Raw genomic sequence first — 16598 nt, forward strand, 5'->3', positions numbered from 1 at the left:
GACGAACGGCGGCAATCCGCTTCTACGCGCAGGCGGGCCGTCATCGCGTGAGGGCGATGACCCTGGCTTCCTGCTGGCCTCAGACGCCGGCGCCCGCCTCCGCGGGCTTAGGCTTTCGCGCCGCTCGACGCCTTGGCTGAGCCAAGGCCCGCTCCGCGCGGCGTTCTTCGCGCCGCGAAGCCGCTGATGCGGCTTCGAGCAATGGCCCCAACGGAAAACGCCGGCCCCTTGCGGGAGCCGGCGTTCTAATTTCTTCGACGTGATTAGAGCCGGTCAGGTCTGCTGCGTGCGGCGGGGCCGAACCTGCCAGCGCTCGAACGCCTCGGTCACTTCCTCGTCACGGCCCGGCTCCTGCGGGTTGCGGATCGCGGCGCCGAGGGCCTTCGACAGGCTCTCGATCACGTCGTCGATGCGCGCATCCGGCGGCAGCCGCTCGCCGGACTCGGCGGCGGGCTTCTGCGCTTCGGCGGTCTCGGCCGCGGGCTGAGCCTCCTCGGGCTTGGCGGCCTCGGTCGGCGCAGGCGCTTCGGCAGCGGCCGGCTCGGGCGCGGGCGCCTCGGCGGGTGCAGGCTCCTCGGCCTTGGGGGCTTCGGGCGCCGGTTCGGCCGCGGCCGGGAGAGGCTCTTCGGAGGCCTGAGGCTGCTCCTCCGACTTGGTCTCGGGCGGCGTAGCCGGCTCCGCCACCGCTGCCGCGAGGAGCGCTTCCGGAACCGGCGCGGGCTTCGGCGGCTCGGGCGAACGCACCGGAGCGTCGCGCGGGGGCGATACCGGCTTCGACGGGGTGAAGGGCGGACGATTGGAGCCGAAGCGCGGCTCGATCAGATCGAGCACCGCATCGAGGGCGGCGTTGCTCAGGGGGATATCCCCCGGATTCGGCACGCCGGTGATCGCGATCGACTGGCCGTCATAGGCCTTGTCCGTCGTCACCTCGGCGCCGAACCAGACCGGCGGCGTGAAGCCCTGCGCGGCGGACGCGTCGGCGAAGACGAGGCTGACGATGTCGAGGCCCGACGGACGCACGTAGCGATCGACCAGCGCCTCGACCGAACCCCCGAGCGCGACCGTGGTGCGCTCGTAGACGGCCCGGCCCTGGCAGACGTCGAGAAGGGCGTCGCCGTGGGCGCGCGGCACCTCGGTGCGCTCCTCGGACATCGCGCCCTCGGCGCCGGTCATCAGCACGAGGAAGCAGTTGGTGCCCTGCAGCCGCACGAACGAGGTCCGCCCGGCCTGCGGCGCGAAATAGCCTTCGGTGACGCGGGACCCGCCCCGCTCCTTCCGCAGAAGACGGACCAGAGAGGGCGCCACGAGAAACCGGCGAACGACACTCATTCACTTCCCTCCGCGGGTCGGCACGCACCGGTCCGGGACCGCCCCCGGACACTCGGCCTTCGGGGCGCCGATCCCGAACGGGACCGGCTGCCGCCCACCGTATTGAACATGGACGGTCCGCGAAGACCGGGGCGTTAACCTGTTCTTCACACGGACCTTCATGGCGAAGTGATGGGCCCGAAACAACCACGCGGCAAGCCTGGAGGCCGAAAAGGCGTGGAATTCATGGGGCCGATCCCATGAATTCAGCCTTCCGGTTCGAAGCCGAGGGCGACGCCGTTCATGCAGTAGCGCAGGCCGGTCGGGGCCGGACCGTCCTCGAAGACGTGGCCGAGATGACCCTTGCAGCGGGCGCAATGCACTTCGGTGCGAGTCATCCAGTGGCTGCGGTCGGCCTTCGTCTCCACCGCATCGTCGAGCGGCGCGAAGAAGCTCGGCCAGCCGCTGCCCGATTCGTATTTGGTGTCGCTCTCGAAGAGCGGGGCGCCGCAGCCGGCGCAGACGAAGGTGCCGGGGCGCTTCTCGGCGTTGAGGGCGCTCGTGCCGGCCCGCTCGGTGCCGTGCTCGCGCAGCACGCGGTACTGCTCCGGCGTCAGCGCCGCGCGCCATTCCTCTTCCGTGCGGGTCTCGGGATCGGTGCCGATGACGTCGGATCCGGCCATGTCGCGTTCCTCCGGGGCTTGTCTCGTTTGGCAAGATGGTGCCGGGCACCGCTTGTCACGAGTGCGACCCTGCCGCGCAAGATCGGATGATGGGTTGGTCGCCTCAGGCTGCCGCGCCCACGGTGTCGGCCATGCGCGCGCCGCGCTGCCCCAGGGGCTTTTGCGGGCTCGTGGTCGAATCGCGGGCGGTCTGGTGCTCGATCTCGGCATTGATCTCGCCGCCGAGCAGCACGATCGTCGCCGAGATCCAGATCCAGGTCATGAAGCCGATGCCGGCGCCGAGCGAACCGTAGGTCTCGTTGTAATTGCCGAAATTGGCGACGTACCAAGAGAACAGGATCGAGGCGACGAGCCAGAGCAGGCCCGCCACAACGCTGCCCGCGCCGACCCAGCGCCAGCGCGCCCGCTCCCGGCTCGGGCCGTAGCGATAGAGCACGGCCAGCCCGCCGAGTAGGACGAGGAGCAGCACCGGCCAGCGCGCCATGGCGATGAGGCGGGCGCCGTCGCCGAGGCCGAGGAAATTGAACACCACCGGCAGCACGACGATCGAGATCAGCGCCAGGATGATGAAGAGCAGCGCGCCCGCGGTGAAGGTGAGCGAACGGACGTTGAGCCAGAAGAAATTGCGCTTCTCCTCCTCCTCGTAGACGACGTTGAGGGCATCGAACATCGCCTTCATCGCGGCGTTGGCGCTCCACAGCGACAGCGTCAGGCTGGTGAAGAAGGTGAAGCCGAGGGCTCCGCCCCCCTTGGCGGAGATGCGCTTCACCTGCTCGCCGATGATCTCGATGGCGCTCTCCGGCAGCACGCCGTGCAGGGTGGAGAGGTGGACGTTGATCGTGTTCACGTCGGCCACGAGCCCGTAGCAGGTGACGAGCGCGGCAATCGCCGGAAACAGCGAGAGCAGGGTGTAGAAGGTCACGCCCGCCGCGACCGAGAGCACCCGGTCCTTGTTGAATTCCAGGTAGACCCGCGTGGCGATGTCCCACCAGCCGGGGGACGGGATCTCGCCGGGATGATCGGCCTTGCGCCCGCGATCGGCCTGCGTCGCCGCCACCCAGCGGGCGGAGCGCCCCTCATGGGAATGGGCGCCGCCATTGCGCTCCTTCGCCTCCTCGACCGGTGGCGCCTCCTCATCAGGCCGGCGCCGGGGCGCGGCGGCGAGCGCGATCAACGCCGCACCCATCATCAGGGTCCAGAGGACGGGGGCCGTGCCTTCCGCGGGCAGGCGGGGCGGGGTCTGGGGGGAGGACGGCATGGTTCGCGGGGTCGGGCGCAAGCGCCTGGATGAGACGCCGTTCAACCCCGGATCAGGCTTGGCCGTTCCCTCGAACCGCGGCGCATCCCCCGGAAACGTCGAGACGGGAGACGGCTTCGGCGCGCGAGACCCTCAGACAGCCTCGCGCTCCGGCAGCGGCGCCTCGACGGTGAGGACGAGGCCGCGGCTGCGGTAGTCGATCTTGGCCTCGCCGCCGAACTCGGCCGCCAGCACCCGCTCGATCATGCGCGTGCCGAAACCGACCCGCGACGGCTTCTCGACCGGCGGACCGTCGAGCTCCTCCCAGCGCATCCTCAGGCGCTTGGAGGCGCAGCCCTCGACCTCCCAGTTGAGGATGATGCGGCCCGAATTGTTCGAGAGGCCGCCATATTTTACGGCGTTGGTGGCCAGCTCGTGCAGCGCCATCACCACGGCCAGCGTCAGGCGGGAGGTGAGGCGCACCTCCGGCCCGCCGAAGCGGATGCGATTGCGCGGGGTGACCCGGAACGGCTGCAGCGCACTTTCCACCGCCTCGGCGAGCGTCACCCCGGCGGTGGCTTCCGAGGTGAGGATGTCGTGGGCGGTGGCCAGCGAGTTGAGGCGCGCATCCAGCGTCCGGCGGGCATCATCGAGCGAGGCGGCGTTGCGCAGGGTCTGGTGGGCGATGGACTGGATCGTGGCGATCGAGTTCTTCACCCGGTGCTTCATCTCGGCGGCGAGCAGGATGCGCTGCTCGTCGGCCCGCTTGCGGTCGGTCACGTCCAGTGAGATGCCGGCCATGGAATGCGGCGCCCCGTCGGCCCGGTAAGAGGCCCGGCCGCGCAGCTGCACCCAGCGCACCTCGCCGCCGGATGCCGTGACGCGGTGCTCGACGTCGTAATCGCTCCGGCGGTCGATGGCGGCCTGCATCGCGGCCTGCATCCGCTCGCGATCCTCGGGCACCACCGCCTCGACGAGGTCGTCGTAGCTGAAGGGCTCGCCGAGCGGGCGCCCGAAATTCTGCTTGCACAGGTCGGAGGCGACGAGCCGGCGGTCGGTGAGATCGAGGGACCAAGCGCCGAGCCGGCCGGCGGCGAGCATGAATTCGAGGCGGTGCTCGCTGCGGGTGAGGTCGTCGTTGCGGCGCTCGACCTCCTGTTCCAGGGCGTCGCGGTCGCGCTGGAGCCGGACCATCCGGTCGCGCTCCAGGGTCACGTCGAACTGCGAGGCGAAGAAGTAGGTGAGCTGCCCCTCGTCGTCGAAGACCGGCGAGATCAGGAGGCGGTTCCAGAAGACCTCACCGGTCTTCTTGTGGTTGAGGAGATCGATCTCGACCGGCACGCGCCGCTCGACCGCGTCACGAATCCGGGCGACGTCGCACGGGTCGGTCTCCGGCCCCTGCAGGAAGCGGCAGTTGCGCCCCAGGATCTCGTCGCGGCTGTAGCCGGTGAGCTTGCTGAAGGCGCCGTTGACGAAGACGATCGGGTTGTCGGGCCGGTGCGGGTCGGTGATCAGCATCGGCATCCGCGTCGCCTTGACGGCGGCGGCGAACGGATCGGAGCTTTTGGAAACGCGGACCAGTTCGGCTTCAATCCGGTCGTGTTCGGCACGAGTAGTCACGTTCGGACGAAACTCCGAGGATTCAAGACTGAATAAGCATGGACCTCATGGGGTCCACGCCACCGGGACACAGCGGCCCCGGAGCATAAGCAGGCTCATAACACCGGTCCCCGCCCGCATCGCATCACAGGCTTGAGAGCGCCAGCGCGTGGCGTTCTCGGCGGGTCCGACAGGAGAACCTACCAGGGCATATGGGCGGCCGCGTCAGCCGCGGTAGAGGTTGGCGTGGGTCTCGCGCAAAAGGTTCTTCTGCACCTTGCCCATGGCGTTGCGCGGCAGTTCGGGGGCGAACAGCACGCGCTTGGGGCATTTGTACTTGGCCAGCCGCCCTTCCAGCGCGGCCAGGACCGCCGCCTCGTCGGGCGCGCCCTCGCCCGGCACCACCACCGCCGTGACGCCCTCGCCGAAATCGGGATGGGCCAGACCGATCACCGCGGATTCGACGACGCCGGGCAGCGCGTCGATCTCGACCTCGATCTCCTTGGGGTAGACGTTGTAGCCGCCCGTAATGATGAGGTCCTTGCCGCGGCCGACGATGTGGACGTAGCCGTCGCGGTCGATCTTGCCGAGATCACCCGTGATGAAGAAGCCGTCCACCTTCAGCTCGGCGGCGGTCTTCTCCGGCATGCGCCAGTAGCCCTGGAACACGTTGGGGCCCTTCACCTCGATCATCCCGACCTCCTCGGGCCCGAGCGGCGCCCCGGTCTCGGGATCGACCACGCGCAGGGTCACCCCCGGCAGCGGGAAGCCGACCGTGCCGGCCCGCCGCGCGCCCTCGTAGGGGTTCGAGGTGTTCATGTTGGTCTCGGTCATGCCGTAGCGTTCGAGGATGGCGTGGCCGGTGCGTTGCGCCCATTCCCGGTGCGTCTCGGCCAGCAACGGCGCGGAGCCCGACACGAACAGCCGCATATGGGCCGCCGCCTCGCGGGTGAGGCCGGGCTCCTTGAGCAGCCGCGTGTAGAAGGTCGGCACCCCCATCATCACGGTCGCCCGCGGCATCAGGTCGAGGATCTTCTTCGCATCGAGCCGGGGCAGGAACAGCATCGTGCCGCCGGTGGCCAGGACGATGTTAGTGGCCACGAACAGCCCGTGGGTGTGGAACACCGGCAGGGCGTGGATCAGCACGTCGCGCTCGGTGAAGTGCCAGTACTGCGCGAGGGTGAGCGCGTTGGAGGCGAGGTTGTCGTGGCTCAGCATGGCGCCCTTGGAGCGCCCGGTCGTGCCCGAGGTGTAGAGGATCGCGGCGAGGTCGTCGGCCCCGCGGAGCACGTCCGCGAAATCCGGGTTCGCGGCGTCGGCGGCCTCGGCCATGCTGCCATGCCCGGCGGCGTCGAGGGTGCGGGTCTGCGGCACGCCGGCCTGCCCCGCGACCGCCGAGAGGTCGGCCTCGCGGGCCGGATCGCAGACGAACAGGGCCGGCTCGGCATCGCCGAGGAAGTAAGCGATCTCCGGTCCGGTATAGGCGGTGTTGAGCGGCAGGAAGACCGCGCCCGCCCGCACCGCGCCGAGATAGAGGAAGATCACCTCCGCGCTCTTCTCGACCTGCACCGCGACCCGGTCGCCGGGCTTCACCCCGAGGGCCTGGAGCGCGCTGGCATAGGCACCGGAGCGGGCCAGCAGGTCGGCATAGGTGTAGCGCGCGCCCTCCGCGGTCTCGATGAAGACCTTGGCGCCCGGATCGGCCGGGCAATGGCTGCGCACGAGGCCGAACAGGTGATTGACGATCGGTTCGGCCATCGCGCGCTTCCTCACCAAATGCCCTGTGATCGGTTTCTTGCGACGGATCCTTGCGGTGGATCCTTGCCCTCCGCATTGGCGCGGGCGCGCGCTTCATTCAAGCGGGAACGATCGGGAAGACGGCCGGGCAGTTTGGAAGAGACGCCGGCTGTCGGACCTATTCCGTCGGGATGCGCCCGACCGAGCAGAGGGTGCGCAGCGCCCCGGCGCTGTCGGTGTAGCAGCTCGCCGACCAGCCGTTCTGCTGGATGAAGGATTTGCGCCCCTCGCGCAGGGCCGTCTGGTAAGCCCGCGCCAGGATCGGCTGCACGGTCGCGGCCGGCTCGCCGACCACGAGTTCGGCGGCGATCGTCAGTTCGCGGAAGTATTCGGCCGACGGCGAGGGATCGCCCGAGGAAGCCTGCACGATGGGCTGCGCGCGGCAGGTGAGATCGAGCCGGACCCCACTCGCCGCCCGAACGTCGATGCTCGGGCCGACCCGGCGGCCGGCCTTCTTCGCCCCCGTCGCCTGGGCGATGCGGGTGGCGAGCGCGTCGCACTCGTCGGCCTGTGCGGCGGTGGAGAGGAGGAAGAGGATTGCGAGAAGCGGGCGGAGCATGGCGGTGGCTCGGTCTCGAAGGTCGCTAAGCCCCGGCCGCGCCCGTGCGGGCTGACGGCGGACCGGGCATTCTGCCGGCCTTCTTACGATATCGACCTGACGCTGGCTTCCGGTTTTGCCGGGAGGTCTCGGCGCGGCGTGCGGCGGCCTCACCTCCGGTGGCGCGGACCTGTGGACACAATCGGGAAACCGCATTCTGCCTCAGCCGCTTGGCCTGTGGATGGGCCGTGTGGACGGGTGTGGACGCCGCCGCGGGGTTGACCCTGGCCGGCGGGCAACCGAAACCTTTGCTCCGCCGCGCCGGAAGATGCGTGGGACAAGATCGGAGGAGCGAGCATGCCGACGACGCGCGACCTGGGGGCACGAAAGCCGGCAACTGCGCGAGCCGTTTGGCCGACCCTCTCGCCGATCCTGATCGCGCTGGGCCTCGTCCTCGCCGGACCGGCGGCGGCGCAGGGCCAGGGCGAGGCGCCGCAAGCGGCCCGCACCCGCGCCAAGGCACCGACCTCGCCGGTCCAGCCGATCCAGATCTGGGACGCGCGCATTGAGGGCGGCGACCTGCGCATGAGCGGCAGCGTCGGCAAGAGCGGCGTCACTGTGATCCTCGACGACGACATCTCCGTCCTGTCGGACCGGCGCGGACGCTTCGAGTTCCGGCTGCCCTACCGGCCCGCGACCTGCGTCGCGATGGTCAAGGCTGGCGAGAACGAGCGCGAGGCGGTGGTCGCCAATTGCGCGCCGGAGGGGCCGGCCGGCAAGGCGGGCGAACCGGGCCCCGCCGGCCCGCAAGGCAGCGCCGGCCTTCAGGGACCGCCCGGTGCCGCCGGGCCGAAAGGTGAACCGGGGCCCAAGGGCGAGCAGGGACCCAAAGGCGAGACCGGGCCAAAGGGCGAAGCCGGTCTGGCCGGGCCTCCGGGTGCGCCGGGGCCGAAGGGAGATCAGGGCCTCAAGGGTGAAGCGGGCGCCAAGGGCGAGCGCGGCCCCAAGGGTGATCCGGGACCGAAAGGTGAGACTGCGGCGACGGTGTCGGCCCCGTTCCGTGTCGTGCGGGCCCGCGCCTGCACCGATACGGGCTGTGCGCTCTCCTGCGATGCGGGCGAGGTGCTGGCCTCGGCCACCTGCCAGACGGGCGGCGCGGCGACCCTGGACGGCGACACGAAAGCCTCCTGCGCTGCCGGCAGCAGCGGCATGGTCGGGATCTGCGCGCGACCCTGATTCACTTCTGTCCGTCGAGCCAGGCAAGCATCCCCTTCGCCGCGGCCCGGCCGCTGGCGAAGGCTGCCTGAAGCAGGTAGCCACCGGTCGGTGCTTCCCAGTCGAGCATCTCGCCGGCGAGGAAGAGGCCGGGCCGCGCCCGCAGCATGAACTGCGCATCGAGCTCGGCGAAGGTGACACCGCCCGCCGTCGAGATCGCCCGCGCGATCGGGGCCGGCCCGAGGAGCCGGAGCGGCGCCGCCTTGATCGCCGCCGCCAGCGTTCCGGCTTCCGTCGGCAGGGCGTTGCCATGCGCCTCGCGCAGCAAGCCGATGGCGGCGGGGCTCAGCGCGGCCGCCTTGCGCAGGCGGGTGGAGAGACTCTCGCCGGGCCGGCTTCGGGCGAGGCGCGCTCGGAGTGCGTCGGGCTCGAGATCCGGGCGCAGATCGAGGATGAGTTCGGCGACGCCGTCGCGCTCGACCGCCTCGCGGAGCGGCCGCGAGAGCGCGTAGATCACCCCGCCCTCGATGCCGTCCGCCGTGGCGACCGCCTCGCCGCGGGCGCTCGCCCCACCGATGCGCGCGGCAAGGCGCTTGAGCGGCTCGCCGGCGAAGCGCCCCGAGAAATGCGCCGACCACGCGACGCGGAAGCCGACATTGGCGGGCCTGAGGGGGGCGACCGCGACGCCGTTCCCCTCCAGCAGCGGTACCCAGGCCCCGTCCGATCCGAGCCGCGGCCAGCTCGCCCCGCCGAGCGCGAGCAGCGTCGCCCGCGGCCGGACGCGGAGCGGGCCCTCCGGCGTCTCGAAGGTCAGCGCGCCCTCGTCCAGGCCGACGAGCCGGTGCCGGGTGCGGATCGCGACGCCCGAGGCCTCGAGGCGGGTGAGCCAGGCGCGCAGCAGCGGCGAGGCCTTGAAGCTGTCCGGAAACACCCGGCCGCTCGACCCGACGAAGGTGTTTTGCCCCAAAGCCTCGCACCATGCCCGCAGCGCGTCCGGCGGATAGGCCTCAACCGCGGCCGGCAGGCGCGGATCGACGGGGGCGTAACGCCCCAGGAAATCCGGCAGCGGCTCGGAATGGGTCAGGTTGAGCCCGCCGCGCCCGGCAATGAGCAGCTTGCGGCCGACGGAGGGCATGCGCTCGTAGATGGTGACGGGTTGCCCCGCCCCGGCCAGCACCTCCGCCGCCATGAGCCCCGCCGGCCCGCCGCCGACGATGGCGATTCCATGCTCTCGATCCGCGTCCATGATCCGGGGCAGGGCCCGCAGACACCGTTCCTGTCAAGCGCGGCCGGGCTGAAAATCAGCAGATGCACTTTGTGGGTAAGGATCAGGGATGAAAATCGCCCTGCCCTTGATTCGACGCGATCGCGCGTCTAACTGCCCGACATCGGCTGCGGGCCCCTCTGGCGGAACGCGCACCGTCCCCCTCGCGATGCTCCCGGCACTCCGGTGAGATCATCCGTCCGCCGGATCGGCGGCCCGTTCGGGAGGGAGGCGGCAGACGCGTCCGCGATGTCGGAGCCGATGCTCTCCCAAAAGCGAAGCATCCGGTCCCGCGCAATGATGATGGAATTTTTTACCCACGAATGGCTCGGCAAGCCCGTCTGGATGTGGCTCGGCTTCCACGCCCTGGTGGCCGGTCTGCTGGCCTTCGATCTCGGCCTGCTCCACCGCGACAAGAACCACGAGATCGGCGTGAAGGAGAGCCTGCTCCTCACCGCCTTCTACTTCACCCTCGGCCTCGCCTTCGGCGGCTGGATCTGGTGGATGCTCGGGTTCGACCCGGCCCAGGAATACGTCACCGGTCTCGTGATCGAGAAGTCGCTGTCGATGGACAACGTCTTCGTGATCGCGGTGATCCTCACCTCGCTCGGCGTGCCGCGGGCGGCGCAGCACCGGGTTCTGGTCTGGGGCATCCTCGCGGCGGTGCTGCTGCGCGGCCTGATGATCGGGCTCGGCTCGGCCCTGGTCCAGCAGGCGCATTGGGTGCTCTCGATCTTCGCCGTCTTCCTGATCTATGTCGGCATCAAGATGCTCGTCTCGAAGGAGGAGAACGAGCGGGACATCCAGAACAGTGCCTCCATGCGCCTGCTCAAGAAGTGGGTGCGCATCACCGATAAGCCGGAGGGCCAGCACTTCATCGTCCGCAAGCCCGACCCGAAGACGGGCAAGCTGGTGTGCTGGCTGACGCCGCTCGCCGTGGCGCTCGTGCTCGTGAACATTGCGGACGTGATCTTCGCCGTCGACAGCGTGCCGGCGATCTTCGCCATCACCACCGACCCGTTCATCGTCTACACCTCGAACATTTTCGCGATCCTGGGCCTGCGCGCGCTCTACTTCGCGCTCGCCGCGATGGTGGACCGCTTCGCCTACCTGAAGACGGCACTCGCCCTCATCCTGCTGTTCATCGGCACCAAAATCATGGTCGCCGACACGCTGGGCTTCATCCACCTGCCGCCGTGGGTCTCGCTCGTCGTCACCCTGGTCCTGCTCACCATCGGCGTCGTCTACAGCCTGTGGCGCACCCGCGGCTTGGCGGAGCCGGAGGCCGAGAAGGCCGGTGCGGAAGTCGCGCACCGAACCTGACGCCGGCAAGATCCGCGAAGCGTGCCTTCCCGTTCCGGCACGCTTCGCTGGCAGGGTGGCGGAGGGTTCGTTCACGATCTTGCGCGATGCTGGGGACAGGCCGGGGAACCGGCTGCGTTCCCAGCGTTTTCGGGCCTGACCATGCGGCGTTTCCTGACCAGCGGCATCAAGGCGATCCTGGCCATCGCCGTTCTTTCCACAGCCGCCCATTGGGCGATGCGCGTCCAGCGCGAGCCCGCCTCACCGGCCCTGCCGGTGGCGGCGCTCGCCGATCCCGTCACCACCGGCTCCATCGCCGCGCGCAAGCCTGAGCGCCTGTCACCGGAGGCGGCCGTGATGCCGGCAAGCCTCGGCGGGGGCGTCGACAAGGATCACCTGGCCAAGCTGATGGCCGGCGCCGCGTCAGAACGGCCGAAGATTCAGAAGGCCGTCGCCAAGCGCTGACAGTGGCCCGTCATCGGGCATAAAAATAGCCGCCGACCCTGAGGATCGGCGGCTTTGTCATGCCGGTGGGATGGGTCAGGCGGCGAGCTGACGCGGCGCGTGGCGGCCTTCCTTCACCTCCTCGACGATCTTGGCGCAGAAGGCCTCGAGGTCGCCGGGGTTGCGGCTGGTGATGATGCCGCCATCGGTGACGACCTCCTTGTCCTGCCAGTCGCCGCCGGCGTTGATCACGTCGGTCTTGATCGAGGCGAACGAGGTGAGCGTGCGCCCCTTCACCGCGCCGGCTTCGATCAGCAGCCAGGGGCCGTGACAGATCGCGGCCACGACCTTGCCGGAGGTGACGAAAGCCCGGACCACGTCGAGCGCCGTCGGCTCAAGGCGCAGCTTGTCCGGATTGATCTGCCCGCCCGGCAGAACCAGCGCATCGTAATCGGCGGGGTTCACGCTCTCGAGATCGAGATCGACCGGCACGTCCTTGCCCCAATCGGTCTTGTCCCAACCGCGGATGGTCGCCTTGGACTGACGGGATGTCGGGCTCGCCACGGTGACCGTGGCACCCGCTTCCTTCAGCTTGGCCTGCGGCACCGTCAGCTCACTTTCCTCGAACCCGTCGGTGGCGACGATGAGGATCTTGGCCGCGCGAAAATCGGGCATGGATTGGCTCCGTTGATGTCAGGGATTGCCGGGCCAACCGATCGCTTCCGGTGAGGTTCCAAGCGCCGTCACGGCGCCGCACCGAGGCAGCCCAGGAGACGAAGGAAGAACGGAACCGGACCGAAGGGCATGTGTTGGTCCGCCAAACCGAAAAGCCAGACAGGAGGCGGTCCATGGCCAATCCCGGCGCCCCGATCCCCGAGCCCACCCCCGGTGGACAGATCCCCAGCGATCTTCCCCCGCCGCCGCAACCCGACGACCTGCCCGATATCGGCCCGACCGGACCGCGCACGCCCTACCCGGTCGATGACCCGAACATCGACGAACCGCGCGGCCCCGGCTCCGAGCCGGACTATCTGCCCGGCGGACCGACCGATCCCGGCATCCGGCTCTGATCGGAGGCCGAGGCCGCACCCCCTTCGAGCGGGGTGCGGCCAACGGACGTTGTATTTTCGTCACAACCTGACAACCCCGAGGGATGTCTCCATTCGCCGGTCGTCAGCACGCTTGCGTTGAGACGGAGCCGTCTCAACAACCGCCCCACCGCACGCAGATGCGGCAGGGGACACAATCTTATGTTCAAGCAATCGTTGGCCGCCGCGCTCGTCGCGGTGAGCCTTGCCGCGTGTGGAAGCGTCACGCGCGGCACCTCCGAGCTGATCGCCTTCACCTCCGAGCCGCCGGGTGCCGCCGTCGCCACCACGACAAACCGATACTGCCCGACCACGCCCTGCTCGCTCGACGTGCCCCGCTCGGAAGAGTTCGACGTCACCTTCACAAAACCCGGCTTCCAGCCGCAAACGGTGCCGGTGCGTACCAAGGTGGCCGGTACGGGGGCTGCAGGCTTCGCCGGCAACGTCCTGGCCGGCGGCCTCGTCGGCATGGGTGTGGATGCCTATACCGGTGCGGCCATGGACCACACGCCCAATCCCGTCGCGGTCACCCTGGTGCCGGATGCCTTGCCGAGCGCGGAGCGCACGCGTCGCCGCCGCGGCAGGCCGGGCGTCTAACCGGAAGAAGCGCGACCGCCGCTCTGCCGAAGCATGACGCTTCCGCGGAGCCGGCCTTCAATGCCCGCCGTGAGACGTCCGCACGTCCCGCGGCGCGGCCAGGATCTCGCTGAGGCTGGAGGCGACGTGGCGCGCCTCCTCGTCGGTCAGGCGGAGTTGGAACGGCGGGAGCGCGCCGGCCTGGAGGGCCACCACCGCTTGCCCCTGCTCGTCGGTGCCCACCTCGATCGCCGAGGAGGTCACGTCGAGCATGGCTACTTCCTCGTCGCCGTTCTCGTCGGGCAGATCGACCTCGCCGTCGTCATCGATGGCGGTGAGGAGTTGGCCGACGGCGCGCACGAGCGCGCGGGCGGCGCGGGCATCCATGACCACCGCCGTCGATTGGTCGTCCTTCTGGAACGAAAGCTGGATGTTCGCGCCTTCAAGGGAAACCGAGATGCCCGCCATGTACCGCCTGACTGCACTGCCTTGGAGCGGTGCGTAACCGCCTGGATTGACGATCATATATGCACCGGCCCCGGACTTTGTCACAGGGTGGCGGCGGCAGTACTCCAGGCTCGTTTGGCCTGCGTCACTTCCGCCTCGCGCGCGTAGCGCCGGGGCGGCAGGGTTCCGTTCCGCCTTGTTAAGGCCGCATCGTCCGCCTACATGTAGTCGTGACGGGCGCGGCGGAGCGGATGGCTTCGGTCCATTTGCAACCCGCTTGTCATCCCGCAAAATCGGCGGACGCTGCCAGGTGCTCGCTTCGAGCAGATGCTTGCGCTTGGCGTGTGAAGAACGAAGGAACTATTCGTGGATACTGGGACTGTTAAGTGGTTCAACGAGACCAAGGGCTACGGCTTCATTCAGCCGGATGACGGCGGCAAGGACGTGTTCGTCCACATCTCCGCTGTCGAGCGTGCAGGCCTGCGCAACCTCGTCGAGGGCCAGAAGGTGTCCTATGAGGTTCTGACCGACAAGCGCAGCGGCAAGGACGCAGCCGGCAATCTGCAGGCCGTCTAAGTCGCTTCGGGACTGGCGTTGAGCCGGCCCGACCGCGCATTCTAAAACCAACGAAGCGGCACCCACCGGACGAAGGCTCTCGGAACGCGTTTCCAGGGATGTCTTGCGGCGGGCGCCGCCGACGCCAAAATCACCAGACCAAAACAACCAGAAACGACACCGGCCACGCCGAGAGGGCGCGGGATCCGGTGCGAGAAGAAGAACAACAATGAAATTCGAGTTCCGGCGCCAGGACGGCGCCATTTCGCCCGTGACCAACGCGGCGACATTCCGGGTGGGCAGCTTGGTCGATACGCAGGCACGCAGCCCGCAGGCCGATCTCAGCCACCTCATCGACGCTTCCTACGAGTATCACTCCCCGCGCGAACTGCGCTGGCACCTCGCCGACCGCCTCGGGGTTACCCCGGCCGTCGTCCGGTTGCAGGAAGCCGCCTGACCGACCCGGCCTCGCCCCCATCCAGAGCGAGGCCAACCGGCCGCCGCCACGAGGCAGGCGGCCTCACACCAAATCCGATCGATTCCTTTGGAAAAGCCGGATTGGCCTTGGCTCGAGCGCCGCTCGGGACGAGCAAGACGCGTCCCGCTTGGATCAAGCGGGAACCGCCTCTGAACGCATTCCGACGAAGTGGCCATCGGTTCGTCGAAGGAATGCGCGTCAAAAGAAGGACCGAGAGACGCCGGCCTGATGCCATCCGGTCGGATACGGTTCTAGATCAAACCCAACGCCACCAATTCCCGCCTCAAGCTCTCGGGCATCTCGGCGACCTCCCCGGCACTGGCCCGGTCGAGGTCGGCGGGCGCGTCAGCCGCTTCGAGATAGCGCCAGCCCTGGAACGGGCGGCAGGGGCGCGGCGAGACCGGCGTCACCGCCGGATCGAGCACGAGGCGGCAGCGGTCGATCCCGTCGCTTCCCGTGACCGGCTCGATGGCGCGAATCGACTGACGGCAGGTCAGCGTCCCCTTCATCACCCAATAGATCGACCCGCCACCGGCGATGGCCGCTGCGCGCTTGGGGAACATGCGGGTGACGTGGACCGTCTCCGGCTCCTGGCCGAGGCGCACAGCCTCCGCCCGGTAATGTGCGATCCGCGCCTCCAGCTCCTCGATGGAGGAGGGACCGACGCACAGCTTCAGAAGATGCAGGGCCATGACCGGGCCCGTATAAGGCATCCGCCGGAAAAGGGGCCGCCGGATTTCAGACCGAAAGATGCGGCATGACGAACCGCATCGCCCGGAGTCACGCCCTTACGCGAAGAGCGCGATCTTTTCCTCGATGCTCAGGGTATCGAGATCGGGAAAGGCCGCGGCGAGATCGTCGGTCGCCACCGGCTCGACCGACGCCACGACCAAGGGCTCGGCCACCGGCATGACCGCTTCGGGGGCGGCCGGGATGATGAGCTCGGCAACCGGCTCGGGCTCTTCCACCGCATCGAACGCGTCGATGTCCGACACGATTTCGAACGCGGCCTCGTCCTGCGCCTCGAACTCGACCTCCAATTCCGGCTCGACCTCCAATTCCGGTTCAACCGGAGCCGGAGCGAGGATCGCCGAGACGGTCTCCGGTTCGGCTGCGGCTTCGATCTCCGGCATTTCGAACGCGAAGAGATCCTCCGGGATCTCATCCGCCAGAACGGCGACGGGCGTCGCCATCTCGATCGTGACCGGCTCCGCCGGCGCCTCGTCGCGCGCCGGTTCCGGCGCCTCGGGGCTGGCCGGCAGGAAGGCGAGGTCGTCGTCGAGCACCACGGTCGGCAAGGGCCGCAGGGTCGACATGGCCGGCGCGGGCACCGGCCCTTCCATATCAAGGAAGCGATCGACATCGCTCTGATCGAGGGCGGCGGCCGGCGCAGGCGCGTCCTCGCCGAGCGGCGGCACGCCGTCCTCGGAGCTGCCCCAGATCCCGATCATCGAAGCGATGCGGTTCTCGAGGTAGCGCAGGGTATGCACCACGCGGCTTGTGCGCTGCGCGGTGAGATCCTGGAACGAACAGGCCGTGTAGATCTGCGTGGCGTGCCGATCGAGGGCGTCGCACAGCTCGGAATCGATTCCGGTCTCGCGCAGGGTCCAGGCGGCCTCCTGCACTTCCTCGGCGGCGCTGAGGATGTCGGAGGTCGCCCGCTCGGTGGCCCGCACGATGGCATCGAGAGCTTCCGAGGCGACCGTGAGACGGCTCTCGCCCTGCTCGGCGGTCGAGAGGGCGGCCACCTCCGCGCGGGTGCGGGCGATGGCGTCGGCCATCTCCATCAGGTCGCCGCGGAAGCGCCCGACATCATCCGGCCGATCCGTCGTGACGACGTTCTCGATGCGCCGGATCGCGTCCAGCAGCACCTCGGTGTCGGCATTGCGGTTGCGGCGGGCATATTCGGTCAGAAACCACCGGCCGCGCTCGGTCTCCCGGACGGCGTCCTCGATGGCATCGTATTGCGACGCGTCCAGAGGCGTCAGGGAACGGGAACTCGACATCACACCCCGCAAAGACTCGGGCCCCACCGCGAGGAGTGCCGCGACGATTGACGGTCGGCGG

At 69.2% G+C, this 16598-nt stretch carries 18 protein-coding genes; 7 read left to right on the forward strand and 11 right to left on the reverse strand.

What is annotated here, in order from left to right; all coding sequences use genetic code 11:
• Nucleotides 1–273: 273 nt before the first annotated feature.
• From ASF53_RS16270 to ASF53_RS16295, 6 genes are all read right to left on the reverse strand, one after another.
• On the reverse strand, nt 274–1329 hold the full coding sequence (locus ASF53_RS16270; RefSeq protein WP_056200497.1) for a CYTH domain-containing protein: 1056 nt from the start codon (nt 1327–1329) through the stop codon (nt 274–276).
• Between the two features lie 245 nt (nt 1330–1574).
• Complete coding sequence (gene msrB, locus ASF53_RS16275; protein WP_056200501.1) at nt 1575–1991, reverse strand: peptide-methionine (R)-S-oxide reductase MsrB; 417 nt, start codon at nt 1989–1991, stop codon at nt 1575–1577.
• A gap of 103 nt (nt 1992–2094) precedes the next feature.
• The gene (locus ASF53_RS16280; RefSeq protein WP_056200504.1) at nt 2095–3249 is read right to left on the reverse strand and encodes a YihY/virulence factor BrkB family protein; all 1155 of its coding nucleotides are present in this window, start codon (nt 3247–3249) and stop codon (nt 2095–2097) included.
• A 132-nt stretch (nt 3250–3381) separates the two neighbouring features.
• Entirely contained in the window at nt 3382–4848 is a 1467-nt protein-coding gene (locus ASF53_RS16285; RefSeq protein WP_056200507.1) for an HWE histidine kinase domain-containing protein, read from the reverse strand.
• Nucleotides 4849–5052: 204 nt separating this feature from the next.
• On the reverse strand, nt 5053–6585 hold the full coding sequence (locus ASF53_RS16290) for a malonate--CoA ligase (protein ID WP_056200509.1): 1533 nt from the start codon (nt 6583–6585) through the stop codon (nt 5053–5055).
• Nucleotides 6586–6742: 157 nt separating this feature from the next.
• Nucleotides 6743–7183: a hypothetical protein gene (locus ASF53_RS16295; protein WP_056200513.1), complete on the reverse strand. Its 441-nt coding sequence runs from the start codon at nt 7181–7183 to the stop codon at nt 6743–6745.
• Between the two features lie 336 nt (nt 7184–7519).
• Between ASF53_RS16295 and ASF53_RS16300 the strand changes: the two genes are divergently transcribed.
• Nucleotides 7520–8398 (forward strand): collagen-like protein, encoded by an 879-nt coding sequence (locus ASF53_RS16300; RefSeq protein ID WP_056200516.1) that lies wholly within the window; start codon nt 7520–7522, stop codon nt 8396–8398.
• Between the two features lies 1 nt (nt 8399).
• Here the strand turns inward: ASF53_RS16300 and ASF53_RS16305 are convergent, their stop codons facing one another.
• Nucleotides 8400–9623 (reverse strand): TIGR03862 family flavoprotein, encoded by a 1224-nt coding sequence (locus ASF53_RS16305; RefSeq protein WP_056200518.1) that lies wholly within the window; start codon nt 9621–9623, stop codon nt 8400–8402.
• Nucleotides 9624–9938: 315 nt separating this feature from the next.
• Here ASF53_RS16305 and ASF53_RS16310 point away from each other — a divergent pair, with 315 nt between their 5' ends.
• Both ASF53_RS16310 and ASF53_RS16315 read left to right on the forward strand, forming a co-directional pair.
• Nucleotides 9939–10964, forward strand: a complete 1026-nt coding sequence (locus tag ASF53_RS16310) for a TerC family protein (protein WP_056200521.1) — start codon at nt 9939–9941, stop codon at nt 10962–10964.
• A gap of 141 nt (nt 10965–11105) precedes the next feature.
• The gene (locus ASF53_RS16315; protein WP_056200525.1) at nt 11106–11408 is read left to right on the forward strand and encodes a hypothetical protein; all 303 of its coding nucleotides are present in this window, start codon (nt 11106–11108) and stop codon (nt 11406–11408) included.
• A 75-nt stretch (nt 11409–11483) separates the two neighbouring features.
• Here the strand turns inward: ASF53_RS16315 and ASF53_RS16320 are convergent, their stop codons facing one another.
• A complete protein-coding gene (locus tag ASF53_RS16320; protein ID WP_056200528.1) occupies nt 11484–12062 on the reverse strand; it encodes a type 1 glutamine amidotransferase domain-containing protein in 579 nt (192 codons plus the stop codon).
• Nucleotides 12063–12235: 173 nt separating this feature from the next.
• Here ASF53_RS16320 and ASF53_RS16325 point away from each other — a divergent pair, with 173 nt between their 5' ends.
• Together ASF53_RS16325 and ASF53_RS16330 are read left to right on the forward strand one after the other, a co-directional pair.
• Entirely contained in the window at nt 12236–12457 is a 222-nt protein-coding gene (locus ASF53_RS16325; RefSeq protein ID WP_056200531.1) for a hypothetical protein, read from the forward strand.
• 180 nt (nt 12458–12637) lie between these two features.
• On the forward strand, nt 12638–13072 hold the full coding sequence (locus ASF53_RS16330; RefSeq protein ID WP_056200533.1) for a hypothetical protein: 435 nt from the start codon (nt 12638–12640) through the stop codon (nt 13070–13072).
• A 57-nt stretch (nt 13073–13129) separates the two neighbouring features.
• Here the strand turns inward: ASF53_RS16330 and ASF53_RS16335 are convergent, their stop codons facing one another.
• The gene (locus ASF53_RS16335) at nt 13130–13519 is read right to left on the reverse strand and encodes a hypothetical protein (protein WP_003598900.1); all 390 of its coding nucleotides are present in this window, start codon (nt 13517–13519) and stop codon (nt 13130–13132) included.
• Between the two features lie 345 nt (nt 13520–13864).
• Between ASF53_RS16335 and ASF53_RS16340 the strand changes: the two genes are divergently transcribed.
• Both ASF53_RS16340 and ASF53_RS16345 read left to right on the forward strand, forming a co-directional pair.
• Nucleotides 13865–14074: a cold-shock protein gene (locus tag ASF53_RS16340; protein WP_003598898.1), complete on the forward strand. Its 210-nt coding sequence runs from the start codon at nt 13865–13867 to the stop codon at nt 14072–14074.
• Nucleotides 14075–14282: 208 nt separating this feature from the next.
• Entirely contained in the window at nt 14283–14510 is a 228-nt protein-coding gene (locus tag ASF53_RS16345) for a hypothetical protein (RefSeq protein ID WP_056200536.1), read from the forward strand.
• A gap of 272 nt (nt 14511–14782) precedes the next feature.
• On the opposite strand, the gene ASF53_RS16350 is transcribed toward ASF53_RS16345, so the two are convergent.
• Both ASF53_RS16350 and ASF53_RS16355 read right to left on the reverse strand, forming a co-directional pair.
• Entirely contained in the window at nt 14783–15223 is a 441-nt protein-coding gene (locus tag ASF53_RS16350; RefSeq protein WP_056200538.1) for a DUF1489 family protein, read from the reverse strand.
• Nucleotides 15224–15319: 96 nt separating this feature from the next.
• Nucleotides 15320–16537, reverse strand: a complete 1218-nt coding sequence (locus ASF53_RS16355) for a hypothetical protein (RefSeq protein WP_056200541.1) — start codon at nt 16535–16537, stop codon at nt 15320–15322.
• Nucleotides 16538–16598: the final 61 nt, after the last annotated feature.

Source organism: Methylobacterium sp. Leaf123 (assembly GCF_001423405.1).
Lineage (GTDB): Bacteria > Pseudomonadota > Alphaproteobacteria > Rhizobiales > Beijerinckiaceae > Methylobacterium.